This is a genomic window from Flavobacterium dankookense (assembly GCF_004362665.1).
GTDB classification, from domain to species: domain Bacteria; phylum Bacteroidota; class Bacteroidia; order Flavobacteriales; family Flavobacteriaceae; genus Flavobacterium; species Flavobacterium dankookense.
The window spans coordinates 46,487-64,408 of the sequence record NZ_SNXR01000017.1 but is presented as its reverse complement, the minus strand read 5'-3'; the positions used below and the strand labels follow the sequence as shown (position 1 = coordinate 64,408).

Here is a 17,922-nt window from a genome sequence, read left to right as displayed (position 1 = left end):
ATAGTAATTAATTTAACTCTAATTCATATTTAATTAGTAATTTTACATATTGTCATTCATTAACTTTAGAAAATGAACATAAAAATAACAGGTTCAGGAAGCTATATTCCAACAGAGATTGTTACTAATAATGATTTTACCAAACATATTTTTCTTAATGACGACGGAAGTCCTTTTCTGTTGCCGAATGAAGTCATTACCGAAAAATTTTATGATATTACAGGTATTGAAGAACGCCGTTATGCTTCGGACGATTTAACTACTTCTGACATTGCTACTATAGCGGCACGAAGAGCTATTGAAGCTGCTAATATTGATGCTGAAACGTTAGATTATATCATTTTTGCACACAATTTTGGCGATGTAAAAAAAGGAGCTATTCAAGCCGATTTGCTGCCTACTCTAGCTACTAGAGTAAAATATAATTTGCGAATTAAAAACCCAAGTTGCGTTTGCTATGACATGCTTTTTGGTTGCCCTGGTTGGGTTGAAGGCGTGATACAAGCCCAAGCGTTTATCAAAGCCGGAATGGCAAAAAAATGTTTGGTTATTGGTGCCGAAACGCTTTCGCGCGTGGTTGATATGCACGACCGCGATAGCATGATTTACTCCGATGGTGCTGGTGCTACAGTGATAGAAGCAACAGAAGAAGAAGGCGGTATTTTAGCACACGAAACGGCTACGTTTACTTATGACGAAGCTTACTATCTTTTCTTTGGCAACTCGTTCAACAAAGACCATGATCCTGATGTTCGCTACATAAAAATGCACGGTAGAAAAATTTATGAATTTGCATTGAGCAATGTGCCAAAAGCCATGAAATCGTGTTTAGATAAAAGCGGCATTGGTATTGACCAAGTGAAAAAAATACTTATTCACCAAGCCAATGAAAAAATGGACGAGGCGATTATCAACCGTTTTTACAAACTATTTGGGCAAGCAACTCCCGAAGGCATTATGCCGATGAGTATTCATAAATTGGGTAACTCAAGTGTTGCCACCGTTCCTACACTTTATGATTTATTAGTAAAAGGCGAACTAGAAAATCACTCACTTAATAAAGGTGATGTTATTATTTTTGCCTCAGTTGGCGCAGGTATGAATGTGAATGCGATTGTGTATAAAATATAAAACCAAGCATAAATACTTGGTTTTAACAATCAAAAAACAACCTACTTGTTATACAAATAACATAAAAGCTATAACCATAATTATACTATAAATCAGAAATATTGTCACTTCTAATCTGTATTTAATAAAATATTTCATAAAAAATTTATTAACTTATTTTTAAAAAAACGTAACTAGTTATTAGTTACGCTTTTTTAATTATAACTTATTTGATGACTAATTTTTTGGTATTTGACAAGCCATCAACATCTTCTACCCTAATCATATAAATTCCATTAGAAAGATTTGAAACATTAACTTGTTTTTCGGTTGTTGAAATCACTTTTTGTCCCTGTAAAGAATAGATTTCAACTGATTTTAGTTCGGTTTCTAAATTTATGTTTACAATAGAATTTGCAGGATTTGGATACAAACTGAAGTTCAAATTATTAGAAAAATCATTATTTGATAATGAATTGGTTAAAACTGCCACTTCTGTTGCACTCAGCGTATCATTATAAATTCGTAAATCATCTACTCTACCATTAAAAAATCCTCCTAAACCAGTAGTTGTTCTACCCAATCTAAATAGTGTCCCAACGGTATTTGGTGTGTTTGAACTGATATCAACCTGAATACCATCTTTATAAATTCTTGTGTCAAGTCCGTCATAAACAAACACCATAGTATAGTACGTTCCAAAATTAACTGGATTGGAAAAAATGTTGTCATTTGACCAATAATAGTGATTTGCTTGAGAAGCTGTTTCTTGATCATAACCAAATGACTGGCTGGCTGTTGCTGTTCCATAACTAAAAACATTATTAGTTTGCGATAAAGCACCTGACTCGAAAAACACTCTAATTGCAACAGTTCTTGGTTTAAACCCTTGAGGCAAAAAGGGTAGATTTAATGCTTGTACATTATTGTTTAAACGAATGGCTGTGTTGTTATTTACAAACCCTGAGTTTGGATTACCAAATGCTAATGAAGCATCTCTTTTTTCCTGAGTGTTTCCATTAAATTCAAAATGATAGATTGGAGTTTTATTAAAATTAGCGTCATTTGTACAAAACATTTCTATTGGCGATTGCACAAGACTTACTGCGCTATTACTTGCCTCAACTCTGTAAGTATAGCAAGAAGCAGGATTTAATCCAGTTATGTTATAACTTAATTGTTGGGTTGTACTTCCAGAAGCTGTTGGTCCGTTGAAAACCGATCCAATTCCTCCATCTAATGGTGTTACAACAATAGAAGTTGTAGTCGTAGTTCCGCCAGGATTTAAGCTAAAATTTACAAAAGCGCTATTGGAAGTAGGTGACGAATTAGAAACGTTGGAAATTACTGGCGGATTTCCAGAAGCATTTGGGTTATACAAACTTAATACTTGAGCTGTTGTTAGAGCAGTATCATAAATTTTTAAATCATCTATTTGAGTTGCAGTTGCATTACCAACAGAACCATTTACTAATCTATTTAATGAAAGTGTTGCACCTGTTGTATTAAGAGTTCGTTGATAGTTACCAGCATCAACACCATTAAAAAATATCGATAAAGTAGTTCCTGTGTAAGTTATTGCAATATGTACCCAACCATTGTTATTAGCTTGTATTTGTGCATTAGTTTGAGGCACATTATAGTCATTTCCTGAACCCCAAGTATAGTAAGAGTTTTGTATTCCGGTTCTCCAAAATCCAAAAGCTTGATTTGGGTTTCCAGTTCCCCAACCTGTTACTGGGAAGTTTTTATTATCAGTATCGCCAATAAATTTGACCCAAAATGATATTGACCTAGCAGCATTACTTTGCGGAAGTAAAGGTGCATTAGCAGTAAAAGATGAAGTTGCTGGAATATTTATAGCCGAGTTGGCTTGTCCATTTCTGTCAACAACATAACTAACAGAGTTTAATCCACCTAAATTAACCTCTGACCAAGGAGAGATTGAACCGCTTCCAAAAGAGTTTGCCATAGTGTTATCAAAATTAAACTCATAAATAGGTGTTTGTGCATTGGTCGTTCCAATCGCACATACAAATAACATAAAGTGTAGAATTTTTTTCATTTTTTTAGATTTAGAATTTTGTGCGAAATTAGATTCTATTCATTCGTTTTGAATGTGTAACTACACAAGCTGTAGATTTGACTTCATAAATGGAAATTTAAATTGTTTTATTGTTTTAAAAACTCTTTTTAGTTCTCTGTTTTCACAAACGGTCGTTTTGAATTCATAAACGGTACTTTTTTGACTAATTTTTTTCATGAAAAACATTTACTTTTGAAAATAGAAACTACTACCTACATGAAAGCCCTAATTGTTGACGACGAACCTAAAGCACGTTCTATACTAAAAAACATTATTACTGATTATTGCAAAGGCATTGAAGTAATTGATGAAGCAACCAGTGTAAACGAAGCGGTAAAAATTATCAACAAACAAAAACCCGATATTGTTTTTTTGGATATTGAAATGCCCAATGAAAACGGTTTTGCGCTTTTTGACTACTTTGACATTCCGCCGTTTGAAACTATTTTTTGTACTGCCTATTCTGAATATGCTTTGCAAGCTTTTGAAGTTTCGGCTATTGATTATATTTTAAAACCTATTAGTATAAGTAAAGTGCAAGCCGCGGCTGAAAAAGCCATCAAAACTAGAGGTCAAAACAAAATCATTGAGCAAGTTTCGGTTTTAAAAGAAAACCTCTCGGTACAACAATTGCAAAAAATTGGTTTACCGCTTTCCGATGGATTGCAGTTTATAAAAATAGAGGACTTACTCTATTTCGAAGCCGATGGTTCTTATACTCACGTTATCACTACCAAAGGAAATTATCTTGTCAGTAAAAAAATTAAAGAGTTTGACGAATTACTTCAAAACGATAATCGCTTTTATAGAGTGCATCGCTCTTTTTTAGTAAATGTTTTAAAAATTACTAAATACAGCAAAAAAGATGGTGCAACGCTCGTTTTTGAAAACAACAAAATTATCCCAGTTGCTAGGGAAAAGAAAAATGATTTCGACGAATTTATTGGTGGTATCAGTGTATGAAAGAACGTTTTTTATTTCAGTGTTGCTTACTTTTTCTTTTTCAAATGGTGCTTTCTCAATCTAAAAATGAGACTACACTTTTAGTAAAAGACAGTTTGCTTTGCTATGATTTGAATAAAAAAATTGAAGAAGAAAACAACCATTTACTTTGGATAAAAGACAATAACCAACTCAAAACCATTGCTTCCAAAAACTTAAAATCCAACAATTATACTTTTCAAAAAACGTTTTACAAATACTATTCAATTGCATTGCTCAATGAAGGTGCATTTTACAATTATACTGACCAATACCAGAAAGCCATCAATTGTTATAAAAAATCATTTTTAGTCGCCAAAAAAATCAAATTTGATGAACAGTGCGCTTCCAATTTGCAAAATATTGGAACCGCTTTTGACTATCTTGGCAAAGTAGATAGCAGTTTGATTTATTTTAAAAAAGCGTTGCGCTATGCTAATCAATCTAAAAATAAAACGACGATTGCCTATGTTTTAACAGACATTGGATATGTATATAATCTAAAAGGAAATACTACTCAAGCCATTGAAAACAACTTAAAAGCTCTTAAAATTTTTGAAGAAGTTAACGATATCGAAGGCATTGAGCGAACTTATTTAGCACTTGGAAGAGTATTTGACAACCAAAAAGAATATCAAAAAGCTATTGTTTATTATCAAAAAGGGTTTAAAATTGCTACTGATAATCAACTGGAAAACAGACAATCCATCCTTTTAAACAGTTTGGCTAATTCAAATTTTCAACTAAATAAATATAGCGAAGCCAAAAAATTTGCTCGAAAAAGTTTAACCATTTCCAACAAAAATAATTTTGAAACTGCAAAAGCCATGTCGCTCAAGCATCTTGGTGAAATTGCTTTGGAAGAAACAAACTTTAACCAAGCCGAAAACTATTTGAAACAATCGGCAGCATTGTTTAACAAATTAAATGTCAAGAACAACTTAGCGCGAGTTCAAATCAACCTAGGTAAAATCTATCTCCTCAAAAAAAATTATAAACAAGCACTAATTGAAGCAGAAAAAGGGTTCAAAATTGCCAAAATCTCCAATTATCCTGCTGAGAAAAAAGATGCTGCCGAGTTATTGAGCACTATTCATCAACATTTTACTAACTACAAAGCTGCTTTTGACTATCAAACTTTAGCAAAAAATATTGGCGACAGCATTTTTTATGACGAAAATAAAAACATCGCTTTAAAATCGGAGTTTAAATATGAAACCGAAAAAAAAGAAAGTCAAATTAAAGCATTATCCCAACAAAAAAAGATTGCTGAACTAGAAAACCAACGCCAAAAATCAATCAATCTTTTCATAATTATCTTTTTAGTTTCATTGGTCGTTATCAGTTTTTTATTGTTCAAACGCTATAAAACTAACAAAGAAAATGAACTCTTAAAAATATCATTGGAAGAAACAGAGAAAACGCTTTTGGCTGAAAAAAAAGCAACCGAAAGCGAACTAAAAGCACTAAAAAGTCAAATGAACCCACATTTTATTTTTAATGCACTCAACTCCATTCAAGAACAATTCATGTATGGCGACAAAGTAATTGCCAATGAGCAAATGGGCAATTTTACCTATTTAACCAGACAAATTCTTGCCGTTTCAGGTAAAAAGAAAATCCCTTTATCGACCGAAGTTGATATACTTACTAAATATCTTGAACTAGAAAAAATGAGGTTTGAAACTGATTTTACATATATAATTCAAATCGATAATTCCATTGACGACGAATATACCGAGTTACCGCCAATGCTTATTCAACCATTTGTAGAAAACAGCATCAAACATGGTTTACTCCACAAAAAAGGCGAAAAGAATGTCAAAATCAACTTTAACTTTGATCAAAAAGAAGAATTCCTGATTTGCACTATTGAAGATAACGGAATTGGTAGAAAAAAATCGCAAGGCATTAAATCTAATAAGTCGCATAACTCTTTTTCAACCAATTCTGTAGCTCAACGTCTTCAACTTATAAATGAAAGAAAAACAGGCGAAGTACTAATGTACATTGATTTAGAAGATGAAAAGGGAAATGCTATCGGTACAAGAGTAATACTAAAAATTTATTTGTAATTTCGTCCAAGAAATTAGAGTTAACAATGTACGAGAAAACATATCCAAGCAAACGCTTCAACATCACGTTAGATTTTCTAAAAAAACACATCAAAACTTCGGAAACCATTTTTGATTTGGGCGTTCCAAATCCGTTTTCCAAAATCATGGAAGATAATGGTTATAAAGTCATTAACACCAAAGGTGAAGATTTAGACAATAACCAAACCGCTTTGCAAAACGCATCTTATGAAGTATTTACTGGTTTTGAAATTTTTGAACATTTACTCAATCCTTATACGGTTTTAGAAAATGTAAAATGTGACAAAGTGCTTATTTCCATTCCGTTGCGATTGTGGTTTTCTCCAGCTTACAGAAGCAAAACCGATAAATGGGACAGACATTACCACGAATTTGAAGACTGGCAATTGGATTGGTTATTAGAAAAAACCGGTTTCAAAATCATCGATAGCGTAAAGTTTACACATCCGGTTAAGAAATTTGGCTTTCGTCCGTTGTTCCGTTGGTTTACACCAAGGTATTATTTGGTTTACGCGGAGAGAAAATAGTTTTCAGTATTTAGAAAATGAAATATTATATCATCATTCCAACCTACAACGAAGAAAAATTTATTGCACTGACCTTACAGTCAATAGTGGAACAAACCGTTTTGCCTTCAAAAGTTGTGGTGGTTAATGATGGTTCAACCGATAAGACTGAAGAAATTATTCAATCGTTTTGTGATAACTATCCGTTTATTTCTTTAGTTAATAAAACTTCGGAAGCAATTCATCTACCAGGAAGTAAAGTTATTCAAGCATTTCAAAAAGGTTTAGAAACCTTGGATGATCATTATGATATTATGGTAAAAATTGATGCCGATTTGATTTTTCCATCTAATTATTTCGAAACCATAATTAAACATTTTCAATCGGATGAACGAATTGGAATGGTTGGCGGATTTTGTTATATTGAGAAAAACGGCGATTGGGTTTTGGAAAATCTAACCGATAAAGATCACATTCGTGGTGCATTGAAAGCATACCGAAAAGAGACTTTCAAAGAAATTGGCGGATTAAAGCCTGCAATGGGTTGGGATACAGTAGACGAATTGCTTTGTAAATTCTACAATTGGAAAGTGGTAACCGATGAAAGTTTGCACGTAAAACACCTAAAACCAACTGGCGCAAGTTATAACAAAGCGGCACGATACAAGCAAGGCGAAGCTTTCTACAGTTTGGGTTATGGTTTTTTTATCACGGCAATTGCTTCGCTAAAATTGGCAATGCGCAAAGGAAAACCATTACTTTTCATGGATTATATCAAAGGCTTTTGGAAGGCAAAATCAGCCAAAAAAGAACTTTTAGTTACACGTGAACAAGCCAAATTCATTCGAAACTATCGCTGGAAAAAGATAAAAGAGAAGTTATTTTAAACTTAAAATTAACCTATCAAATAAAATTATAGTATTTTTACTGCTTACTATCCCGAATACTCGGGACTGAAAACTGAACACTTATAAAAATGATGCTCATTCGTTATTTATCACAAATTGGAAAATATTTCTTGATGCTAAAAGAAGTCTTCAATAAACCTACCAAATGGTCGGTAATGAAGGGATTGATTTTCAAGGAAATTGACGATTTAGTTATTGATTCATTAGGAATTGTGGCTTTCATTTCGTTTTTCGTTGGTGGTGTTGTTTCCATTCAAACAGCGTTGAACTTAACCAATCCGTTAATTCCAAAATATCTAATTGGTTTTGCCACTCGACAATCGGTGATTTTAGAGTTTGCGCCAACCTTTATTTCGGTTATTATGGCCGGAAAAATGGGGTCGTTTATTACGTCAAGTATTGGAACGATGCGCGTAACGGAACAAATTGATGCCTTAGAAGTTATGGGTGTAAATTCGTTGAACTATTTGGTTTTTCCAAAAATTATTGCCCTACTACTCTATCCTTTCGTTATTGGAATTGCTATGTTTCTGGGCATTTTTGGCGGTTGGATCGCTGGAGTTTATGGCGGATTTTCTTCTAGTGTAGAATTTATACAAGGACTTCAAACGGAGTTTATTCCGTTTCATATTGCGTATGCGTTTATAAAAACCATTGTTTTTGCTATGATATTGGCAACCATTCCATCATTTCATGGTTATTATATGAAAGGTGGCGCATTGGAAGTTGGAAAAGCCAGTACCGTTGCTTTCGTTTGGACGTCGGTAGTGATTATTTTGACAAATTATATTTTAACTCAATTACTTTTGGCAAAATGATAGAAGTAAAAAACGTAGAAAAATCATTTGGTGATTCAAAAGTATTGAAAGGAATCACAACAACATTTGAAACCGGAAAAACTAATTTAATTATTGGTCAAAGTGGTTCGGGAAAAACCGTTTTGCTGAAAAGTTTACTTGGAATTCACATGCCCGATAGTGGTACAATTGCATTTGATGGCAGAATTTATTCTGATTTAACAGATGATGAACGAAGAGAATTGCGCACCGAAATTGGAATGGTTTTTCAAGGAAGCGCATTATTTGACAGCATGACCGTAGAAGAAAATGTTGGTTTCCCTCTAAAAATGTTTACTACAAAAACACCAGCCGAAATCAAAGAACGTGTTGATATTGTTATTGAAAGAGTAAAACTAATTGATGCAAATCATAAGAAACCTTCTGAAATATCAGGCGGAATGCAAAAACGTGTTGCTATCGCAAGAGCCATTGTGAACAATCCGAAGTATCTTTTTTGTGACGAACCCAACTCAGGTTTAGATCCAAAAACGGCGATTGTAATTGATAATTTAATTCAAGAAATTACGCAAGAATACAACATCACAACGGTAATTAATACACACGATATGAACTCGGTAATGGAAATTGGCGAGAAAATTGTTTTCTTAAAACAAGGAATTCTTGCTTGGGAAGGAACTAAAAAAGACATTTTCAAAACCGATAACGAAGCGATTGTTGACTTTGTATATTCGTCAAATCTTTTCAAAAAAATTAGAAAAGCGCAAAATAAAGAGGAATAGTTTCTATCCTTTAGTTACATAAATCCAACCTACTTTAGTTGAAGCTTCATTTTCTATTTGAATTAAATAATAATAGGTAGAATCAGGCAGCAACTCGCCGTTGTTATTTTGTCCGTACCATTCGTTAGAATAGTTTTCTTTGTCGTAAACCAATCTTCCCCAACGATTGTAGATTTCGATTTTTTTCACACCAAAACCTGTTAAATCAAAGCTATCGTTAGAACCATCATTGTTTGGCGTAATCACATTTGGGATTTCACAAATCGTTCTAATTACGTTAATTTCTTTAGTAGCCGAACAACCAATCAAATCAGTAATGGTTAAATTATATATTCCAGTTTCGCCTCTTGTAATCGTCACTTGATTTTCTGTGCTTGAAAAATTATTTGGTCCAAACCATGAAAAATCATAATCAGTTTCAACGGCTGCATCGTTATTTGATATCTCATAACTCAGAACATATTCATTGTTAACACAATTTTGAAATAATTCAAATTCTGGTAATTCATTTACGAAAATCTCTATCGAAGCTGTTTCGGATGGACATTCGTTTAAAACCACATTTACAGTATAAATTCCGTTGTTTACACTCGATATATTTTCAATTGTTGGATTTTGAACTGATGAAGAAAAGTCATTTGGTCCAACCCAATTATAAGTAACATTTGGAATAGTCGTTGCAAATAAATCCAGCTCTTTTGTTTCACAAATAATGGTATTGGAACTAGCGATTGGTGCATTTGGAATTTCCTTTATGGTGATATTGACTGTGGCTTCATCAAACACACCACAATCTCCATCAACGCGATAGGTAAAACTATACGAACCAAAAGCAACATTGCTTGAATTCCAGAAATTTCCTGATAATGTTCCGCTGTTTGAGGTTTCTGTCCAAACGCCATCAGTATCAAAAGTTCCTTGCAGTAATGTATTTAAATCAACCGTATTTTGTGTGCCACAATAACTAAAACTTCCGCCTTGACCTGCATTAGGTTCATTTGTATTTACATCTATGGTATAAGTCAGCACTTGGTTCAAACAAGAATTCGGATTACCATCATAAATTATTCTAACGGAATAGGTTCCATTATTTACATTGGAATTAAAATTTGGAAAAACTAATGAATTACTCGTGCTTAAAATAGTTGTTGTGTTATTGTTTTTCCACCATTCGTATTCTAGAAAATCGAAATTAGGCGCAATCAGTGTAACATTTTCTCCATTGCAAAGCGTTGAATTTGTGGTGATTTCTAACGGATTTGGATTTAGAACTTCAAAAAATCTATTCACTGTATTATTACAACCATCTTCCACTTCAAAATTATAAATGGCTGGTTCTAGGTTTGAAAATAAATACGAACTACCATTTTCTATCAAAAAAGGTAAATTGTTTTTTGTTTTAATTCTATAAACAAGTGGATTTAATCCAACAGCATCAACAATAACTTCAAAAGTTGCTCCACACGAAATAGAATATATATCAATGATTTGTGGAACGCCTTTGAACTCAAACTCCTCAATAACTCGAATACAATTGGCAAGTGCAAGACTGTTTTCGATGTAACATTTATAGGATTTCACAATTCTAAAATCTCCAAGTGTAGCTAGATTAAAAGTGGAAGCATTATTTTGAATTAAAAAAGAATTGTTTTCAATAGGTACAACTCCTTCGAGATATTGATTCCCATTGAAAGGATGTTCCCAAGAATTTGTATTCGGATTATATTTTTGCAACCAAAATTTCACATCATTGTTATTACTACTAGTGTGATTTAAATTAAGATTGAATGAACCACAATTTGCCTGAACATCAAGAATTGTATTGTCTGTATACCCCAAAACAACAGCCGTTTTGGTATACATTATGTTGCATGAATCAGTAATTTCAAAGGTATAACTTCCTGGCGGTAACATATCCAAAACTAAAGCGGAGTTTCCAGAAATTAAGCTTGACGTATAATCAACTGGAAATGAAGTTGCAAATGAACTTGGTGCTGAAATTAAATTAATACTTTGCATCAAACCACTCACTTTAAATGAGCCAACATTGTCATTACAACCTTCTAGAACAGTTACTGTTGGTGGAACAGCTAATGGTTCAATAGTTATTGTCATTATCTTTGGTTGACCGCAGAGATCTATCACTGAAAAAACATAAACTCCAACTGGCAGGTTCACAAATGCGGCATAATTAGCATTATTAATTAAATTAGTATAATCCTGAGGCAAAGTCACATTATAAGCAGTTGGAGAAGAAGTCAATATCAATTGCGAAATGTCAAAAATGAGAAGTGAGCTTGATGAACAGGTTCTATTAAACAAAATATGGTAAGGATCATTTCCTTCTGAAATTTCAATTACAATAGAAATCACTTGAGCAACTCCACATAAATTTGTTGCATTAAAAACATAAGTTCCAGCTCCAAGATTATTAATCGTAACTTGATTATTAATTATTTGTGAAGTAAAATTTTGAGGAAGTGAATTTGGATATGTACTTGGCGCAGCTGTTAAGGTTAATGCTACTACATCAGAAAATTTAATACTTTTTTGAGTGCAATTTTGGGTTAGAACAGTATAACTAACTGAAGTGGAAAGCGTTTGTACACTTCCATTTAAAACATAGTTTTCTCCACAAGCATCGGTTATAGAAAAAGAGTAATTATAGGATTGACCGTTATAATAAGGAATTGAAGTACTAAATCCTGAACCAAAAGTAATTGTTGAATTAGAAACTATTGGAGAACCAGTTGGAGGAAAAACGGTAGTAGTAACTGCTAAAGGATAAGCTACAACACCATCACTCGCTACTGTAGAAAAACTAAACCCAACCGAAACCATCGTACAAGATGACAACGATGGAGGATTTAAATTGCAGCTTAACGTTGGATCATCACTAAATAAAGTATAGGATTGTACAACACCTTCGTTACAGTTACTAATCACTCTAATTTGATATAAGCCAGCTGTCAAACCTGTGAAAATATTTGAGGTTTGTAGTGGTCGAGTAACTGGTCCTGAAATTATTTCGTATTGCTGTGCAATGCCTGTTACGGTGCTTACAATAATTTCTCCATCGTTTCCACAGAGTTCATTTTTACTATCAAGTGTATAGCTTAGCGGGGAAATTTGATTTGTAATTATAACATCTTGTTGCTTACTTGCATTTTCATTTCCTAATGATTGTGTAGCAACAACTCTATACGTTCCAGATGTCAAACCGCCTAAAGTAGTAGCAGACTGAACAGAAATTGGCGTAGTTATATCAGGAAGTTTGTATATCGAATACAACATTGTAGCACCAACAGTTGTATTATTTACTGAAATTGTTATCGTACCATTTGCCGTACACGTTTCATTGGAAGAAATTACAGTTAAACCAAAGTTTGACAATTGACAAAACACCATTTGTGAAAAAAACACGAAAAGTATTGAGAGTTTGATTTTGCCCACTTTGAATCTTTATTAATAACTATAGAAAGTAAAAATAGTTATTTTATCATAACCCATTCATTAATCATATAAATAGTTTTATATCATTACTTTCTTTAGGCTAAAAGATACTAATTTTTGAAAAAATCATATAATTGTTTAGCATATTAACCACGATTGGATGCCAAAAAAACCCAACCGTTTTTTATTTCACCACTTCTTAAAAAAACCAAATAAAAATAAGTAGAATCAGGCAGCCTTCCACCATTCATGTTTTGACCGCGCCATTGAGCTATATAATCATTTTGTTCATAAACTAATCGACCCCATCTGTTATAAATTTCAAGTTTTAGAACATCAAAACCTGACAAATCAAACGACTCATTACTTCCATCATCATTTGGAGTGATAACATTTGGTATCGTACATGATGTACTTAAAACATTGAAGGAACTACCTTTAGAACAGTTTTCTTGATTGGTTACAGTCACGGAATACATCCCTATTGCATTGTTGCTAATAGTAATTGGATTTTCATTACTTGAAAAACTATTTGGTCCAGTCCAACTGTAATTGACCAACTCTGGATCAAATGAACCATCTACTGCAACTGCCTTTAAAGTATAGAAACCGTTGACACATTTTTCTTCAATTACTACATTAGGAGTGGATTTAAAACCAATATCAATTGATGCTGTTTTCATACATCCATTTAACATGGCAGTTACTGTATAAGTTCCAACATTTTCGATTGTACTGTTTTCAATTAAAACATTTTGACTACTCGATGAAAAATCATTTGGTCCAGTCCAATTGAATGTTGCGTTTGGTATATCATTTAAATTAATAGCTATCGTTTCTCCATTACAAATTTCTTGATTACTTCCAAGTATTGGCGTTGTTGGTCCTTCATTGAAAATTATTGTAACCGTCGCACTATCGGTTTCACTACAAAATCCAGTTACTGTATATTTAAAAATATAAGTTCCAAATTCCAAATCTAATGGCAACCATATACTTCCGTTCAACATTCCACTGGAAGTAATTTCTTCCCAAACACCATTATTGTCAAAAGGTGCTTCTAAAATTGAAAATAAATCTATGGCTTCAGTTAAATCACATAGTGTTTTAGTCACATCATTTCCAGCATTGGGATTAATCACTGATGGGATTGTGTATGAAATAATTTTATCTACACATGATAATGATGTTGTTGAATATATTCTAACAGAATAAGTTCCTGGTGTTGTAACACTTGAAAACGGATTGAATGGCAATACATTGGTTGTACTCAAAATAGTTGCTGTATCACTTCCTCTCCACCATTGATAACTTAAAAATGAAATGGCTTGAACCGATAGTTGACCAACTTGTCCATCACACAAATCTGAAGGTGTAATTGTTGGCTCAGGAAGAGAGTTGATGTCAAATAATCTATTTACAATATTTCCGCACAAATCTTTTACCTGAAAATTATAGATAGCAGCTTCTAACCCTGAAAAAATATTGGAATTCCCATTATTAACAATAAAAGGAGAACCATTTTTTGAAGTTATTGAATAGCTTAATGGTGGAAATCCTTCTGCTTCTATTACAACTTCATTAACACCGTTTGCACACGGAAAAGTGGTAGCAGAAAGAATTTTCAAATCATTATTGAACTCAAAATTCTTTATAACTTGTATACAATTTGTCAATGGAAGTAATCCGTTTGAATAAATTGAATGTCTCTTAACTATTCTAAAAACGCCAGTAGAAACTATGTTGTAATTTGTTGTTAAATTCACCAATGGATAGGAATTTGTACTGTTTGGTATTGAACCTTCAACATAATCTTGTCCTGTTAATGGATGTTCCCATTGATTAGTATCCGAATTGAATTTCTGCAGCCAATAATTATGCAATGAATTTTCGTTTACTACATATTGCATTACTACATTAAATGAACCGCAATTGGCTTGAATTGTAATATTATCTTGTTGAACAATATAATCTGGAATAACAATATTTGATATTAATTCAAAACCGCAAACATCGATTGTTTTAAAAGTATAATTACCTGGCGGTAATGAATTCATACAAAAATTTCTATTGGATGTAATGATATTAAACGAAACATCATGTGGTAAAGTAGGAATAAATCCAGAAGGAGCAGCTGTAATTATTACTGAGTTCAAACCACCATTTCGGCTTATTAATAATATTGAGCTATTTCCCGTTTCACATCCTCGTAAAAAGCGAACCACCAATGGGAGTTCAGAAATAATTACTGGAACAGTAACAGATACAATATATACATTTCCACAACTATCAGTAACTCTAAAAGTATAATCTCCAGCAGGAAGTGTAGTTCCAAACTGAAGTATTGTATTTGGAACTTCTATTATTTCAGAAATATCTTGCGGTAAAACAGTTCCATATTCAACTGGTGCTTGTTCTAAAATAACAGAAACAATAACTGGACCACCTAAAATCTTTAATGTAATTTTACCCGATGGATTTAAACAACCAAGAGTTGCTGTAGCTTCTGCTATGACAGTTGGTGGTTCAAATGGCGGAACAATTACTTCAAAGTTAAATGTATCTCCACAAATATTGATTCCAGTAAATGTATACGTTCCAGGTTGCGTTAATGGCATTACAAAATAGCCACCAGAAATCATCGATGAAACATCATAAGGAAATGAAAAATTTAATTCGGACGGTGCATTTGTTATTATTACAGAAGTTACTTCTGGACCAACATTTGGTATCTGTATATTGTCATCAGGATTACATGGATCGCCTGTGAAAAAAAGTTTATAATCTGGAAGTTTACTTCTAATCGTAATATTATTTTGAGTTTCATTTCCGCACGAGTCTGTAACTTTAACAACATAATTTCCATTTGGTAATCTATTTTCTAACGTAGGTAAATAGGAAACAGAATTTGTAAATGGTCCAGGATGCGCAGAGTTAAAAATAAGTGGATTAAAACCAGAAGGAGTTGATAAAAATTCAACCGTAAAAGGTGGAACAAAATTGCACAAACCTAGATTAAGACCATTTGAACAACTAGTAACTTCTTGTTGATCTAGCTCAAGCCCAATACTTTTGTTTATTTGAATAGAATTAGTTTGTACTTCCAATCCGCAACCATTGCTGACTTTTATTGAATAATTATACAGCTGTCCATGATAAAAAGGAATATCTAAATTGACGACTTGAGCTGTGGCGTCACCAGAGGAAATGGTTTGATTAAAAATTATAGGTGTTCCGCCGTTTGGAGGGAAAACAGTAAACACTATACTTAACGGATAAATCAGTGTGGAATTGGCAGTTGACTGGATTATATAAGTGCCCGAAATGGTTGTACAATTTACCAAACTACATACTGTTTCAAATGGTGAAATAGTAAAATTAGCAACCAATGGCACTGATAATAATGTGAAGGTTTGTACAACTGCATCGCCACACGAATCGTTAACTCTAATATTATAACTTCCTGCAGGCAAGTTTGTAAAAACATTCGAACTTTGAGGTGGAACAATAACTGGTCCTGAAATTATTTCATAACTAGCAGGACTTCCTTGAGATACACTGACTGTAATAGACGATTCCGTAAAACATGTAGCAGGAATTCCTGAAACTTGATAAATTAATGGTGTAATTTGACTATTAATTTGAATATCTTTCTGTTGCGAATTACTAAGATTTCCAAGTGATTGTAATGCGACTACCCTATAATTTCCAGCACTTAAACCCGTAAAAACATTTTCGGTCAAAACCGATATAGGAGTCGTCACATTGGGTAATAAATATACCGAATATAATAGCGTTGCATTTGGAGTTGTATTTTGAACATTAAAAGTTAATGAGCCGTTTCCTGTGCACGTTTCATCAGTTTTAGTAACGGTCAATACAAAATCCGCTAATTGACTATAAGAGGATTGTCCAACAAATAATAAAATAAAAATTATAAAGGATAATTTTCTCATAGTAAAGGTTTGATAAACAAATATATCTATTATTGTTTGAAATATATCATCCCAATGATTAAAACCCCTTTTTCAATTATTATTTAAGTTCTAAACAGTATTTTAAAAAAATTACAACTCGTTCGCTAATCCAGTAATTCGTTTAATATCTTGCTCTTTACTTTTTGGGTAAATCATCAAAATACCTTCTTTGTCAACGATAATGTAATCATGCAATCCATCAATAACTATGATTTTATTAGCATCAGAACGAACAATATTGTTTGTAGCATTTTCTAGAATAACTTTCGCATTGATAACACCGTTATTATTCTCGTCCTTATCAATTTTTTCGTGAAGTTGTCCCCAAGTTCCAAGATCATTCCAGTCGAAAGTAGCTGGTAAAACATACACATTAGTGGCTTTTTCCATTATAGCATAATCAATCGAAATATTTTCTGCCGAAGCATAATTTTCATTAATAAACTGCTTTTCATTTTCAGTATTATAGCTTTCAAAACCTTGTTGAAACAAAGCATTCATTTGCGGTTGAAAGGTCGAAAAAGCTTCTGTAACTGATTTTACACTCCAGATAAAAATGCCACCATTCCAAAGAAAATTGCCTTGTTCTAAAAATGATTTCGCTGTTTCATAATCGGGTTTTTCCCTAAACTGATTTACTTTTTTTATACTGTTTTCGTCCGTTTTATCAAATTCAATATATCCAAAACCAGTATTCGGAAAAGTCGGTTGAATACCAAGTGTCATCAAAGCATTTTCTTTTTGACAAAAATCAAAACACTCTTGCAAATTATCGGCAAAAGCCGTTTCATCTTCAATCCAATGATCGCTTGGTGCTACAACCATAACCGCATCAGGATTTTGCTTTTGAATTTTTAATGAAGCATACAAAATACAAGGTGCTGTATTTCGCATGGCTGGTTCTAACAAAACTTGCTCCGGTTTAACCATTGGCAGTTGTTCTAAAACCAAATCATTATAGCGTTCATTAGTCAAAATCAAAATATTCTCCGCCGGAATTAGTTTGGCTAATCGACTAAATGTTTTTTGGATTAAGGTTTCACCAGAACCCAACATATCGTGAAATTGTTTTGGAAATTCTGTTGTAGAAACGGGCCAAAATCGCGAACCAACGCCACCAGCCATCAATATTGCGTAATAATTTTTATTCATAATTGTTGCGAGAAAAAAGCAATCTCTTATTTTTTTGTTGTAGTTACAAATATATCTAATACTATAAGATTTTG

Annotated in this window: 11 protein-coding genes; 7 read left to right on the top strand and 4 right to left on the bottom strand. The window is 32.9% G+C overall.

All coding sequences use genetic code 11. The annotated features are described in order from the left end of the window. Window positions 1-72: 72 nt before the first annotated feature. Entirely contained in the window at window positions 73-1,131 is a 1,059-nt protein-coding gene (locus BC748_RS12490; RefSeq protein ID WP_133533837.1) for a 3-oxoacyl-ACP synthase III family protein, read from the top strand. Window positions 1,132-1,336: 205 nt separating this feature from the next. Here the strand turns inward: BC748_RS12490 and BC748_RS12485 are convergent, their stop codons facing one another. Continuing rightward, window positions 1,337-3,175, bottom strand: a complete 1,839-nt coding sequence (locus tag BC748_RS12485; protein WP_133533836.1) for a LamG-like jellyroll fold domain-containing protein — start codon at window positions 3,173-3,175, stop codon at window positions 1,337-1,339. Between the two features lie 237 nt (window positions 3,176-3,412). Here BC748_RS12485 and BC748_RS12480 point away from each other — a divergent pair, with 237 nt between their 5' ends. The 6 genes from BC748_RS12480 (at window position 3,413) to BC748_RS12455 (ending at window position 9,266) form a co-directional block, all read left to right on the top strand. Beyond that, window positions 3,413-4,159 (top strand): LytR/AlgR family response regulator transcription factor, encoded by a 747-nt coding sequence (locus BC748_RS12480; RefSeq protein WP_133533835.1) that lies wholly within the window; start codon window positions 3,413-3,415, stop codon window positions 4,157-4,159. 44 nt (window positions 4,160-4,203) lie between these two features. Further along, a complete protein-coding gene (locus tag BC748_RS12475; RefSeq protein ID WP_162846469.1) occupies window positions 4,204-6,252 on the top strand; it encodes a tetratricopeptide repeat-containing sensor histidine kinase in 2,049 nt (682 codons plus the stop codon). A 26-nt stretch (window positions 6,253-6,278) separates the two neighbouring features. Next, window positions 6,279-6,800: a methyltransferase gene (locus BC748_RS12470; RefSeq protein WP_133533833.1), complete on the top strand. Its 522-nt coding sequence runs from the start codon at window positions 6,279-6,281 to the stop codon at window positions 6,798-6,800. A 17-nt stretch (window positions 6,801-6,817) separates the two neighbouring features. After that, entirely contained in the window at window positions 6,818-7,666 is an 849-nt protein-coding gene (locus BC748_RS12465) for a glycosyltransferase family 2 protein (protein ID WP_133533832.1), read from the top strand. 89 nt (window positions 7,667-7,755) lie between these two features. Then, window positions 7,756-8,505: an MlaE family ABC transporter permease gene (locus BC748_RS12460; protein WP_133533831.1), complete on the top strand. Its 750-nt coding sequence runs from the start codon at window positions 7,756-7,758 to the stop codon at window positions 8,503-8,505. Continuing rightward, window positions 8,502-9,266 carry an ABC transporter ATP-binding protein gene (locus BC748_RS12455; RefSeq protein WP_133533830.1) on the top strand — a complete coding sequence of 255 codons (765 nt, stop codon included), beginning with the start codon at window positions 8,502-8,504 and terminating at the stop codon, window positions 9,264-9,266. The genes BC748_RS12460 and BC748_RS12455 overlap by 4 nt, the downstream gene beginning before the upstream one ends. Window positions 9,267-9,269: 3 nt before the next feature. Here BC748_RS12455 and BC748_RS12450 read toward each other — a convergent pair whose 3' ends face one another. The 3 genes from BC748_RS12450 to BC748_RS12440 form a co-directional block, all read right to left on the bottom strand. Next, complete coding sequence (locus tag BC748_RS12450) at window positions 9,270-12,674, bottom strand: T9SS type B sorting domain-containing protein (RefSeq protein ID WP_162846468.1); 3,405 nt, start codon at window positions 12,672-12,674, stop codon at window positions 9,270-9,272. A gap of 191 nt (window positions 12,675-12,865) precedes the next feature. Next, window positions 12,866-16,675 carry a T9SS type B sorting domain-containing protein gene (locus BC748_RS12445; RefSeq protein ID WP_133533828.1) on the bottom strand — a complete coding sequence of 1,270 codons (3,810 nt, stop codon included), beginning with the start codon at window positions 16,673-16,675 and terminating at the stop codon, window positions 12,866-12,868. A gap of 111 nt (window positions 16,676-16,786) precedes the next feature. Next, a complete protein-coding gene (locus BC748_RS12440) occupies window positions 16,787-17,848 on the bottom strand; it encodes a mannose-1-phosphate guanylyltransferase (protein ID WP_133533827.1) in 1,062 nt (353 codons plus the stop codon). Window positions 17,849-17,922 lie beyond the last annotated feature (74 nt).

Coding starts and splice junctions, on each gene's coding strand:
- BC748_RS12490 (WP_133533837.1), top strand. CDS start 73: ATGAACATAAAAATAACAGGTTCAGGAAGCTATATTCCAACAGAGATT.
- BC748_RS12485 (WP_133533836.1), bottom strand. CDS start 3,175: ATGAAAAAAATTCTACACTTTATGTTATTTGTATGTGCGATTGGAACG.
- BC748_RS12480 (WP_133533835.1), top strand. CDS start 3,413: ATGAAAGCCCTAATTGTTGACGACGAACCTAAAGCACGTTCTATACTA.
- BC748_RS12475 (WP_162846469.1), top strand. CDS start 4,204: ATGGTGCTTTCTCAATCTAAAAATGAGACTACACTTTTAGTAAAAGAC.
- BC748_RS12470 (WP_133533833.1), top strand. CDS start 6,279: ATGTACGAGAAAACATATCCAAGCAAACGCTTCAACATCACGTTAGAT.
- BC748_RS12465 (WP_133533832.1), top strand. CDS start 6,818: ATGAAATATTATATCATCATTCCAACCTACAACGAAGAAAAATTTATT.
- BC748_RS12460 (WP_133533831.1), top strand. CDS start 7,756: ATGATGCTCATTCGTTATTTATCACAAATTGGAAAATATTTCTTGATG.
- BC748_RS12455 (WP_133533830.1), top strand. CDS start 8,502: ATGATAGAAGTAAAAAACGTAGAAAAATCATTTGGTGATTCAAAAGTA.
- BC748_RS12450 (WP_162846468.1), bottom strand. CDS start 12,674: ATGGTGTTTTGTCAATTGTCAAACTTTGGTTTAACTGTAATTTCTTCC.
- BC748_RS12445 (WP_133533828.1), bottom strand. CDS start 16,675: ATGAGAAAATTATCCTTTATAATTTTTATTTTATTATTTGTTGGACAA.
- BC748_RS12440 (WP_133533827.1), bottom strand. CDS start 17,848: ATGAATAAAAATTATTACGCAATATTGATGGCTGGTGGCGTTGGTTCG.